Source organism: Enterobacter cloacae complex sp. 6730903 (assembly GCF_048283985.1).
In the GTDB taxonomy this organism is placed as follows: Bacteria; Pseudomonadota; Gammaproteobacteria; order Enterobacterales; family Enterobacteriaceae; genus Enterobacter; species Enterobacter hormaechei_C.
Map to the genome: position 1 here is coordinate 37,001 of NZ_JBLVXX010000042.1, position 10,474 is coordinate 47,474.

Here is a 10,474-nt window from a genome sequence, read left to right on the forward strand (position 1 = left end):
GGAGCGCGCAATGACGCCTGAGTCGGTCATGATGATGGGCACGGAGGCGATGAAAGTCGCGATTGCCGTCGCCGCGCCCCTGCTGCTGGTTGCGCTGGTCACCGGTCTGATTATCAGTATTCTCCAGGCCGCCACGCAGATTAACGAAATGACCCTGTCGTTCATCCCGAAGATCATTGCCGTCTTCGTGGCGATTATCGTTGCCGGGCCATGGATGCTCAATTTGCTGCTGGACTATATGCGCAACCTGTTCACCAATCTGCCTTACATCATCGGCTGACGGACGATGCTGCATTTCACCAGCGATCAGTTTGTTCAGTGGCTCGGGATCTATTTCTGGCCGATGCTGCGCATCATGGCGCTGATCTCCACCGCCCCCATACTCAGTGAAAAGTCGGTGCCTAAACGCGTCAAAATTGGGCTGGGCATGGTTATCACCCTTATCGTTGCCCCTACCCTGCCAGCGGTGGATATCCCGATCTTTTCCCCGAATGCGATCTGGATTGCCCTGCAACAGGTGATGATTGGCGTGGCGGTCGGGTTTACGATGCAGCTCGCCTTCGCTGCGGTACGAACGGCGGGCGAACTGATCGGTTTGCAGATGGGACTGTCTTTCGCGACGTTCGTTGACCCGGGCAGCCACCTGAATATGCCCGTGCTGGCGCGTATTATCGACCTGCTGGCGATGCTGTTGTTTCTCTCGTTCAACGGCCACCTGTGGCTCATCTCGATGCTGGTGGACACCTTCCACACGCTGCCGATTGGCGACAACCCGGTAAACAGCAACGCGTTTCTGGCGCTGGTGCGGGCTGCCGGGCTGATCTTCCTCAACGGGCTGATGCTGGCGCTGCCGATCATTACCCTGCTGCTCACCGTTAACCTCGCATTAGGTTTACTCAACCGAATGGCTCCGCAGCTGTCGGTATTCGTCATCGGCTTTCCGGTGACGTTGACGGTTGGCCTTTTATTAATGTCATTATTGATGCCACTTATCGCCCCCTTCTGCGAGCATTTATTCAGTGAGATATTCAATCTGTTAGCGGATATTGTCAGCGAACTTCCACGCAAATAATAACCCGCAGTGTTTGCAATGCCTTTCTGAGGATATTCCTAAAAATAATCTCGAAAAACATCTACCAGGATATATCTGACGCGGTTTAAATGTTTCTAACCACCTCACAATACTTAATATTTACTTTACTTTAAGATGATTCCTGGCAAATTATACGTAACTTTACGGGATAGTGAGTTCGCCTGAAAGTCTTTGTCATGCTCACAGGTTTTATTAGATTTTTTCCATCCCGTATGGCTGTTTATGAGCTCTCAGGCAGGTGGTGAATTATCGTTACGCATTGAGTGAGGGTATGCCATGTCAACGATCATTATGGATTTATGCAGCTACACCCGGCTAGGGTTAACCGGGTACTTAGCAAGCAGAGGGGTAAGAAAGAGAGACATCAACGATGCACACACCGTTGAAGAACTCGCAGCCGCTTGTGACGCCCACAAGCCCGGCGTGGTGTTTATTAATGAGGACTGTTTCATTCACGACCCCGCTAACAGTCAGCACATTAAGCAGATCATTAATCAGCATCCTAAGACCCTGTTTATTGTTTTTATGGCGATCGCCAATATTCATTTCGATGAGTATTTGTTGGTGCGTAAAAACTTATTAATCAGTTCGAAATCGATTAAACCAGAGTCGCTTGATGATATCCTGGGCGATTATTTGAATAAAGAAGTTAAGAATGTAGGGGCGGTTAACTTACCCACCCTATCATTAAGCAGAACTGAATCAAGTATGCTAAGAATGTGGATGGCTGGACAAGGGACAATTCAGATCTCAGACCAGATGAATATCAAGGCAAAAACAGTATCGTCACACAAAGGAAATATTAAAAGGAAAATTAAAACGCATAATAAGCAAGTCATATACCATGTCGTACGCCTGACAGATAATGTGACGAATGGGATTTTCGTTAATATGCGCTAATTTGCACGGCCATGTTGTACCCTACCTTGATCTCTGGCCTGGCCAGAGATTTTGCTTTTCAGCAGCCGGAGCCGGGGAGAAGACGCCCCCGACGCCGCCCTATTCCGCCGTTTCCACAAAGATCCCATCCGGGTGGCCCAGTTCGTTGAAGAACCAGATGCCGAGCGGGTAATCTTCCAGCGACACCAGATACATTGTGCCTTCATTAAACTCTTCTATTGCCAGCACCACGCCCGGGCGGCGCGGCCCACCGTCCGTTTTGACGGTTACCCGATCGTTGACCTTCATACATTCCTCCTGTGGTTTTGAGCCAGTGTAGAACAAATTACATTGCCTGGCATCGCCGCCTGGCGCGAATGGCGTTTTTGTGTGCGGTCTATACTTAGCTGTTGAGACGGTTAAATGAGGAACCCGCCATGAAGACTGACAAAGAGTACAGCGACACCATTAAGCGTGAGGTTGAAGTGGATGTCGATGCCCTGCTTGCCGCCATCAATGAAATTAGTGAGTCCGAAGTTCATCGCGCGGAGGATAATTCAGACCGTGTCGTGGTCAATGGTCGGGATTACCATACCTACCGTGAACTGGCTGAGGCATTCGAGCTGGACATCCATGATTTTAGCGTCTCGGAGACGAATCGCTAAGACGAAAAAAATCCCGGTCATGGGGATGACCGGGATCAAACTTGCTTATGCAAGAAGCACTTGTAAATTCGTTACACCAGGAAATCTGATGCAGGTAAGACATTATCCCCAACAGAATTGTCTTACAAGCATATATTCTCTTAGCGAATATTATGTTTTATACATGTGAATTTTGGTTATGAGTATAAACATGCGCCGCGTGTGGGTTTGTCGGGATCGTTACCACTTCAACGGCGCGTCAATGTCTATTTTTTTTAAGATTTTTCTTAGGCAAAATTATCATCCGGGAGACATTATGCCTTCGCTTGAGGAGACTCTGCTTGTCTTTACCGACCTCGACGGCACGCTGTTGGATTTTCACACTCTCGACTGGCAGCCTGCGGCCCCCTGGCTGGAAAAGTTAATGGATGAACAGATACCGGTCATTTTATGCAGCAGCAAAACCGCGTCCGAGATGGATGACATCCAGCAGGAGCTGGGGCTTGGCGGGCTGCCCTATATTGCGGAAAACGGCGCGGTGATCCAGCCTGACGTACGGTGGGAAAACGCCGCACGGTTCATCTCAGAAAAGAAGCATGACGAGATCCGGCAGTGTATTGCCCGGGTACGCCAGGCCATGCATCTGAAATTCACCACCTTCGATGATGTGGACGAGCGCGTGGTCGCCGAATGGACCGGGCTGAGCCGTCCCCGTTCGGTGCTTGCGCGTAAACACGAGGCTTCCGTGACGCTGATCTGGCGTGACAGTGATGAACAAATGAAACGCTTTGCCGCCGAACTCGCCCGGCAGGGGCTGAAGATCGTCCAGGGAGCACGCTTCTGGCATATTCTGGACACCTGCTGCGGCAAAGACGTGGCGGTTCACTGGCTTGTGGACCAGTATCGCCTGCACGAGGGCTACGAACCGACGACCCTGGGCCTGGGCGACGGCCCCAATGATGCCCCGCTGCTGGACAGCGTAGGCTTCGCCGTGGTGGTGAAAGGCTTCAACCGGGAGGGTGTCAGCCTAAAGAACAACGATCCCGCCCGGGTTTATCACACTCAGCACACCGGGCCAGCCGGCTGGCGCGAGGGGCTTGATTACTTTTTGACGTGATCCTGCCAGATGACCCGGTTACGCCCGCGCTGTTTCGCCTCATACAGACGCGCATCGGCGGTGGATTGCAGATTTTCGAAGTGGTAATTGCCCTTCTCCTGCGCGCCAGAGACGCCAAACGACGCACTCACGCGCAGGGTGGTACTTTTCTTAATCAGGATCTCTTTGCTGTCGATACGCTCGCGGATCTGCTCTGCGACTTCCGCCGCCTCTTCAAGCGTCATGCCGGGCAGCACCACACAGAACTCTTCCCCCCCGACGCGTCCGGCAATATCTTTATCACGTAGGGTGCTGGCAATCAGCCCCGCGGCATGGGACAACACCTTATCACCCGCCTGATGCCCGAACCGATCATTGATGCTCTTGAAGCAGTCAAGATCGATCTGGATGACCGAGAAAGGCAGCGACTGCTGTTCACACTGCTTCGCCAGTATTTTCGCCTGCTCGAACAGTGACCCACGATTATTCAGCCGGGTCAGAGGATCATGCCAGGCCTGCCATTGCAGCGAGTTCTGCATCGAATACATATTACTGACCATGCGCCGGATCACCAGCCAGGAGATGAGCAGCATCGCGGTGAACAGCGCCCAAAGCAGTGCCAGCACAATGCTGATGCTGCCGAAATCGCCGCGCACCCCTTCATCCAGGGTGTGCACGCGCAGGATGACGCCATCAAAATGGTCGAGACGCTCCCAGCTGACAAAACGACTCCCCAGGCGAATGCCGCCTTCGGAATCCGATTCTGTCGCGTGCGCTATCTGGGCTAATTCGCGCGCGTCAAAATGATTAACGTCCGCAGCCGGTGATTCAGACGTCGCAAGCAGGGTAAGCCGACTGTCATACAGCTGGTATTCCCCCTCCGGGTTATCGCCGACGGCTTCCACCAGCAGGCGACGCAGGGTGGCAAAGGTGAAATCCATCGCCACCACGCCATACCAGACGTGATTGTAGTAAACCGGCACGCTGGCGGTAATCAGCGGCTTTTTGCCCACAAAGGAGGAAGGCGGCGAGATAAACCAGCGCACGGCACGCGCACGGTTTTCACGCTCGGACTGTTGGGTAAACCAGGGCTGAGTGACCAGATGGTAATAGCGCTGCACGATATCGCTGGAATTTCCCGGCGTATCCGTTTCCAGAAAGAATCCGGCGCGAGAGACATAAATCACGCGCTCTTCGTTGCGGGAAGGGCTGGATGCCAGACGCAGCAAATACCCCACTTCAAGCGCGGCGGACAGTTCATTATCAAGGTACTCATCATCACGGTTCAGAAGGGTTGTCTTTTCAACGAAAGCATCCGAAACACCGTTGATCGGTAACGTGCGCCGTTTATCAACCGCAATTTGCCAGGTGGGGGACGTGCGCAAATGCGCAAAACGCTTTACCGCATCATGCAGCGCGCCAAACGCTAGCGGCGTTTCCAGCGCATCACGCATGCTGTGGCGAAAAAACAGCATTTTATCGACGCTGAACTGAAGCTGTCTGTCCAGCGCACTGGCAACTGTTTCCAGATGGTTACGCTGGCTGGAGATATAAGCATCTTCCAGTACCACGACTTCGCGCCAGGTCAGGAGGGTGGAAAAGATCAGGACAACGATAAAACAGAGGTTAACAATCAAACGGGGATTGCTACGCTTATGCAGCCACTGCAAAAAAGATTGTTTTACAACAAAGGTATCGTGCTGCACACACACTCCCTGATTGTCGCTCACCATCCGATATGATAAGTCTTCTGCCAGTAAAAACGCCCGGCAAGGCCGGGCGTTGTGTGATTAAGCCTTGTCGCGTTTTTGCCTTTTATTCGCAGGCTGAAGCTCGTCTTCACGAAAAGCCTCCCGCTTAATGCCGTATCCATCATGCCACCGACACTCCACCATTCCGCTGGAATACCCGGTGACGATCATGCCTGGACCACCATTTTTAGGCTTAACTTCATCACTGATCAAAAAGACCATACCTGCCTCCTGTATCAGGGTGAAACGTTTTCAATTTAGACGAGGAACGGTCTTTTTGCATCCGGGGTCAGCAATAATTAATGCGATTTCCCGCGTACTTTTTCAACCAGCTTAACAACGGCTACCACAATCAGACCGACGATAAAGCCCAGTACGAGATTAAGCAGTGTGGGCAGGATCGCAGCGACTACCGCTCCCTGGCCTGACGCAAAATGTTCAATCATGTGATGCAGCGAAGCAACACCGTGCACGATAATGCCGCCGCCGACCAGGAACATCGCCAGGGTTCCCACCACCGACAAGGTTTTCATCAGCCACGGCGCCAGCACCAGCAGGCTTTTCCCGATGCCGCGCGCAATTGCGCTGGATTTTTTTTCCAGCCAGAAGCCGATATCGTCCAGCTTGACGATCAGCCCGACCAGGCCATAAACCCCTATCGTCACGAGGATCGCAATGCCGGACAGGATCAGCACCTGGTTCATCAGAGGGGCATCTGAGACGATCCCCAGCGTAATCGCCACAATCTCGGCCGAGAGGATGAAGTCCGTGCGGATCGCGCCTTTGACCTTATCGCGCTCGAACGTTTTTGGATCCTGCGCGGCCAGCGCTTCCAGACGCTGCTGACGCATTTCCGGGGTGTCTTTCTCTTTGCGTGCAGCGAACATATGCAACACTTTTTCGGCACCCTCGAAGCACAGGAACGCCCCGCCAATCATCAGCAGGGGCGTAATGGCCCAGGGTATAAAGGCGCTAATCAGCAGCGCCAGCGGAACGAGGATCACCTTGTTAATAAAGGACCCTTTCGCTACGCCCCACACCACCGGCAACTCACGGTTCGCCCGCACGCCGCTGACCTGCTGCGCGTTAAGCGACAAATCATCTCCCAGTACCCCGGCGGTTTTTTTCGCCGCCAGTTTTCCCATAACCGAAATGTCATCCAGCAAGGTGGCGATATCATCCAGCAATGTTAATAAGCTACTTCCTGCCAAAATCTCTATCCTTCTTTTTTTGCTAATTAAGTGAATAGTATGGAACAAAACTCACCGCCCGGAAACAGGCACCTCACGTCAACAAAAATTTCACATTAACTACACAATTAAAGCACTCGCCAGCCCGATAGTTTTGGCGTTAACTATGAGCGAACTTTTTATTTCGTCGTGAGGGACTATGCGTTTTCGGCATTTATTACCGCTCATTGGAGCACTCTTTTCCCTGTATATCATCTGGGGATCCACCTATTTTGTCATTCGTATAGGCGTGGAAAGCTGGCCCCCGCTGATGATGGCCGGTATTCGTTTCCTTACGGCTGGCGTGCTGCTGATGGCGTTTTTATTGCTGCGCGGCCACCAGCTACCGCCGCTGCGTCCCTTGCTTAACGCCGCCCTGATTGGCCTGCTGCTGCTGGCGGTGGGCAATGGCGCGGTAACCGTCGCCGAACACCAGAACGTGCCGTCGGGCATCGCCGCGGTGGTTGTCGCGACCGTGCCGCTGTTTACGCTCTGCTTTAGTCGTCTCTTCGGGATCCGCACCCGTAAGCTCGAATGGCTGGGCATCGCAATTGGGCTTGTGGGTATCATCCTGCTGAACAGCGGCGGTAACCTGAGCGGGAACCCCTGGGCTGCCGTTCTGATCATGATCGGCTCCATGAGCTGGGCCTTCGGCTCGGTCTACGGTTCCCGCATCGAGCTGCCCTCCGGGATGATGGCGGGTGCCATTGAGATGCTCGCGGCAGGCATTGTGCTGCTGCTTGCCTCCGCGTTGACGGGGGAAAAACTGACGGCGATGCCAGACCTTTCAGGTTTCCTGGCCGTTGGGTATCTGGCGCTGTTTGGCTCCATTATCGCCATTAACGCCTATATGTACCTGATCCGCAACGTCTCACCGGCGGTTGCCACCAGCTACGCCTACGTTAACCCGGTGGTAGCCGTGCTGCTGGGTACCGGTTTTGCGGGCGAAGTGCTGTCGACGATTGAATGGCTGGCGCTGGGTGTGATTGTCTTTGCCGTGGTGCTGGTCACGCTGGGTAAATATTTGCTGCCCGCGAAACCGATTATTACGACGTGTGAGGTGGAGAAACCGTGATCGGGTGAATGCCCTGGGTATCGATCTGCGCGGCCTGACCGCCGCCGCAGATCCACTCTTCCAGCCGCTCCGTCAGTTCCACGTCATTCAGCTTCATTCTTCCGCGCAGCGCGCACTCCCAGACAATCAGCACCCGCCAGCCCTGAGCGTAAAGCTGCGAAACATCGCGTTTATCACGCTCGACGTTCCTGCCAATCTTCTCCAGCCAGAAGTCGGTGCGTGTCGCCGGGACTTTAAACAGATAGCAGTCATGATGATGCCAGAAACAGCCGTGGGTAAAGATGATGCACTGGTACGCGTCGATGACGAAATCAGGACGCCCGGCAAGCGTGGCATCCTGAACCCTGAATTCAAACCCGACGGCGGTCAGGAGGCCCGCGATCCGTTTTTCAATCGCGGTATCACGCGTGCCGATGGCACGCATGTTTTTACTGCGCGTGGCCTTATTGTGAACGTCCGCCATTGACGGCCTCGCTCTGACGAAGCTGAACGGCCTTGCTGATGCGTGAGGCCAGCAGTTTTGCTACCGCGGCAAAGGCGGGTACCACCACCGAGTTGCCAAACTGACGATAGGCCTGGGTATCCGACACCGGGATGCGAAAACTGTAGCCCTGCGGCGTCTCAAAGCCCATTAAGCGGGCGCACTCGCGCGGCGTTAAGCGCCGTGGCCGGTGCTGTTGGTTCTGTGGATCGTCAAAATCTTTTTCGCCCAGCGCCTTATCCCAGCCCCGATCGATAAGAATTTCCGCGCCATCTTTGTAATAGCGCGCCGACAGCGTACGCGTCACGCTGTCAGGATTAAGCGGATTGACCATGCCAAACCCAAAGCCATTGCCTTTGGCCTGATGCTTTTTGGCATAGCGATAGAGGTATTTCCACAGCACCGGGGTCAGAATGAATTTCGCATCGACGGCGGGCTCCAGCAGATCGGCCACCGTCGGTCGGCGCGCCGGGTACAGCGAGGGTAAATCACGCAGCGTAAAATCGCCTTTCAGATTGAGATCGCGGCGAAAGCCCACCAGCACGATGCGTTCGCGATGCTGTGGCAGGAAGTGTTTGCCGTCGATAATTTTCGGATCGTCCGGCCCCATGTCCTCTGCATCCGCCACGTCGTAACCCAGTTCATCCAGCGTTTGCATGATAATGCGGAAGGTTTTACCGCCGTCATGACTCTTTAAATTCTTGACGTTCTCCAGCACAAAAATTGCCGGGCGGCGGGCATCAATAATCCGGGCAACGTCAAAGAAGAGTGTTCCTTGCGTATCACAGGCAAAGCCGTGTGCGCGTCCCAGCGCGTTCTTCTTCGACACGCCAGCCAGCGAGAACGGCTGACACGGAAAACCTGCCAGCAGCACGTCATGCGCCGGAATGGTATTGCGAATGTGTTCGGCGGCCTCTTCATCGCTGACGCCGGTTTTGTGGCTCAGCGTGACATCACGAATATCCGCGTTGAACTGGTGCGCATCGGGATCGCAGTACCAGTTGGCTTTATAGGTACGGACGGCATGTTTATTCCATTCACTGGTGAACACACACTGCCCGCCAATAGCTTCAAAGCCATGGCGAATGCCGCCGATACCGGCAAAGAGATCGATAAAGCGAAAGGCATAATTTGGATGCGCAGCAGGAGGACGCGGCAGCAAATTTTGCAGATAGCGGAACTCACCGTCGCTCAGGCGGTGCCCTGCCCTGTCGCTTATCAGCAGCCGCTTGAGTATCGCCGGGCTCCAGTGGCTCTCGCCATGGGCCACCAGCTGGTTTGCCAGCGTTTTAGCATCATACATTTCCAGCAGCTGACGCAGGAGTGCCTGCACGGCTGCCGTTGATTTCTCAACCCGCTCAGGCGCGGGCACAGTCACTGATCGATTTTCCTGCATTCTCTTAACCGGACAATAAAGACAGAAAACAGAGTACCACAGTTCAGGATCGCACACTGCGACGGAAATGGGTCAATATCTGACTGTCGGTTCCGAGGTAATCGCCCTGTAATTCGGCACTCAGCTTCGCCATAAACTGGATCAGAAAATCGGCATTGTGACGCGCAAGTTCGCGCCCCCGCGCAGTTTGCATGGTGTCCGGCAGGCGCAGGAGTTTGGTCTGAAAGTGGTCGAGCGCGAAGGCTTTATCATCCAGCGCTCGTGTTCCGGCAAACGGGTCGTCGGCATCAAACAGCGCGGCGCCCAGCGCACCGGAGACGGCAAAGACGCGCGCCAGGCCGATAGCGCCTAACGCCTCCAGCCGGTCGGCATCCTGCACAATTTTGGCCTCCAGGCTTTGCGGCGCGATACCGGCACTGAAGCTGTGCGCTTCAATGGCATGTTCAACGGCTGCATAACGATCGGGCGGAAAATCAGGAAAATCGCGACTGAGGATCTCGCGCGTTTCTCGCGCTGCCAGCCGCGAGGAGTGGCTGCGTTGCGGGTGATTTTTCGGCAGGCTGACAATGTCATGGAAGTAGCATGCGGTCAGCACAACCAGCGGATCGCTATCCTCGTCAGCCATTATGGCCTGCGCGGTAATCCAGACGCGGCGAAAATGGGCGATATCGTGCGCCGCATCATCAGTAAAATGATTTTCGTCGAGCCAGCGCTCAAAACGGTGCTGCCACTGCGCAAGTTCCATCATCCCATCCTGTTGCTCAAAAGAGAGTGAATTATAATACACCCGAATCAAAATCTTTAATAAATAGAATTACGAAATACTTAAT

At 54.0% G+C, this 10,474-nt stretch carries 12 protein-coding genes and 1 pseudogene; 6 read left to right on the forward strand and 7 right to left on the reverse strand.

The features are described from left to right. The first annotated feature begins 10 nt into the window (after positions 1-10). The 3 genes and pseudogenes from fliQ (at position 11) to rcsA (ending at position 1,993) form a co-directional block, all read left to right on the forward strand. A complete protein-coding gene (gene fliQ, locus ACNQ0W_RS19290; RefSeq protein WP_003859587.1) occupies positions 11-280 on the forward strand; it encodes a flagellar biosynthesis protein FliQ in 270 nt (89 codons plus the stop codon). A gap of 6 nt (positions 281-286) precedes the next feature. Further along, positions 287-1,079 (forward strand): annotated as a pseudogene (fliR, locus tag ACNQ0W_RS19295) (flagellar biosynthetic protein FliR); the annotation flags it as partial. 290 nt (positions 1,080-1,369) lie between these two features. Then, a complete protein-coding gene (rcsA, locus tag ACNQ0W_RS19300; RefSeq protein ID WP_017383340.1) occupies positions 1,370-1,993 on the forward strand; it encodes a transcriptional regulator RcsA in 624 nt (207 codons plus the stop codon). A gap of 99 nt (positions 1,994-2,092) precedes the next feature. Here rcsA and dsrB read toward each other — a convergent pair whose 3' ends face one another. After that, a complete protein-coding gene (gene dsrB, locus ACNQ0W_RS19305; RefSeq protein WP_003859583.1) occupies positions 2,093-2,281 on the reverse strand; it encodes a protein DsrB in 189 nt (62 codons plus the stop codon). 128 nt (positions 2,282-2,409) lie between these two features. Between dsrB and yodD the strand changes: the two genes are divergently transcribed. Together yodD and ACNQ0W_RS19315 are read left to right on the forward strand one after the other, a co-directional pair. After that, on the forward strand, positions 2,410-2,637 hold the full coding sequence (yodD, locus tag ACNQ0W_RS19310) for a YodD family peroxide/acid resistance protein (RefSeq protein WP_017383339.1): 228 nt from the start codon (positions 2,410-2,412) through the stop codon (positions 2,635-2,637). Between the two features lie 295 nt (positions 2,638-2,932). Continuing rightward, on the forward strand, positions 2,933-3,733 hold the full coding sequence (locus tag ACNQ0W_RS19315; RefSeq protein ID WP_062932909.1) for a mannosyl-3-phosphoglycerate phosphatase-related protein: 801 nt from the start codon (positions 2,933-2,935) through the stop codon (positions 3,731-3,733). Here ACNQ0W_RS19315 and dgcQ read toward each other — a convergent pair. The 3 genes from dgcQ to ACNQ0W_RS19330 all read right to left on the reverse strand — a co-directional run bounded on the left by dgcQ (position 3,718) and on the right by ACNQ0W_RS19330 (position 6,674). Beyond that, a complete protein-coding gene (gene dgcQ / locus ACNQ0W_RS19320) occupies positions 3,718-5,418 on the reverse strand; it encodes a cellulose biosynthesis regulator diguanylate cyclase DgcQ (RefSeq protein WP_062932908.1) in 1,701 nt (566 codons plus the stop codon). The two genes, ACNQ0W_RS19315 and dgcQ, sit on opposite strands and share 16 nt — an antisense overlap. Before the next feature lie 84 nt (positions 5,419-5,502). Next, complete coding sequence (locus tag ACNQ0W_RS19325; protein WP_003859574.1) at positions 5,503-5,685, reverse strand: YodC family protein; 183 nt, start codon at positions 5,683-5,685, stop codon at positions 5,503-5,505. A gap of 77 nt (positions 5,686-5,762) precedes the next feature. Then, positions 5,763-6,674 carry a DUF808 domain-containing protein gene (locus tag ACNQ0W_RS19330; RefSeq protein ID WP_017383336.1) on the reverse strand — a complete coding sequence of 304 codons (912 nt, stop codon included), beginning with the start codon at positions 6,672-6,674 and terminating at the stop codon, positions 5,763-5,765. 178 nt (positions 6,675-6,852) lie between these two features. Between ACNQ0W_RS19330 and yedA the strand changes: the two genes are divergently transcribed. Continuing rightward, complete coding sequence (yedA, locus tag ACNQ0W_RS19335) at positions 6,853-7,767, forward strand: drug/metabolite exporter YedA (protein WP_062932907.1); 915 nt, start codon at positions 6,853-6,855, stop codon at positions 7,765-7,767. Here the strand turns inward: yedA and ACNQ0W_RS19340 are convergent. The 3 genes from ACNQ0W_RS19340 to ACNQ0W_RS19350 are packed head-to-tail and all read right to left on the reverse strand — an operon-like array spanning position 7,739 to position 10,389. After that, a complete protein-coding gene (locus tag ACNQ0W_RS19340) occupies positions 7,739-8,230 on the reverse strand; it encodes a very short patch repair endonuclease (protein WP_017693140.1) in 492 nt (163 codons plus the stop codon). The genes yedA and ACNQ0W_RS19340 overlap by 29 nt on opposite strands. Then, a complete protein-coding gene (locus ACNQ0W_RS19345; RefSeq protein WP_094058366.1) occupies positions 8,211-9,644 on the reverse strand; it encodes a DNA cytosine methyltransferase in 1,434 nt (477 codons plus the stop codon). The genes ACNQ0W_RS19340 and ACNQ0W_RS19345 overlap by 20 nt, the downstream gene beginning before the upstream one ends. Positions 9,645-9,687: 43 nt before the next feature. Beyond that, the gene (locus tag ACNQ0W_RS19350; protein WP_062932906.1) at positions 9,688-10,389 is read right to left on the reverse strand and encodes a phosphohydrolase; all 702 of its coding nucleotides are present in this window, start codon (positions 10,387-10,389) and stop codon (positions 9,688-9,690) included. Between the last annotated feature and the right edge of the window lie 85 nt (positions 10,390-10,474).

What these genes read in the sequence shown, in the direction of transcription:
- fliQ (WP_003859587.1), top strand. Translation starts at nt 11, where the DNA reads ATGACGCCTGAGTCGGTCATGATGATGGGCACGGAGGCGATGAAAGTC.
- rcsA (WP_017383340.1), top strand. Translation starts at nt 1,370, where the DNA reads ATGTCAACGATCATTATGGATTTATGCAGCTACACCCGGCTAGGGTTA.
- dsrB (WP_003859583.1), bottom strand. Translation starts at nt 2,281, where the DNA reads ATGAAGGTCAACGATCGGGTAACCGTCAAAACGGACGGTGGGCCGCGC.
- yodD (WP_017383339.1), top strand. Translation starts at nt 2,410, where the DNA reads ATGAAGACTGACAAAGAGTACAGCGACACCATTAAGCGTGAGGTTGAA.
- ACNQ0W_RS19315 (WP_062932909.1), top strand. Translation starts at nt 2,933, where the DNA reads ATGCCTTCGCTTGAGGAGACTCTGCTTGTCTTTACCGACCTCGACGGC.
- ACNQ0W_RS19325 (WP_003859574.1), bottom strand. Translation starts at nt 5,685, where the DNA reads ATGGTCTTTTTGATCAGTGATGAAGTTAAGCCTAAAAATGGTGGTCCA.
- yedA (WP_062932907.1), top strand. Translation starts at nt 6,853, where the DNA reads ATGCGTTTTCGGCATTTATTACCGCTCATTGGAGCACTCTTTTCCCTG.
- ACNQ0W_RS19340 (WP_017693140.1), bottom strand. Translation starts at nt 8,230, where the DNA reads ATGGCGGACGTTCACAATAAGGCCACGCGCAGTAAAAACATGCGTGCC.
- ACNQ0W_RS19345 (WP_094058366.1), bottom strand. Translation starts at nt 9,644, where the DNA reads ATGCAGGAAAATCGATCAGTGACTGTGCCCGCGCCTGAGCGGGTTGAG.
- ACNQ0W_RS19350 (WP_062932906.1), bottom strand. Translation starts at nt 10,389, where the DNA reads ATGGAACTTGCGCAGTGGCAGCACCGTTTTGAGCGCTGGCTCGACGAA.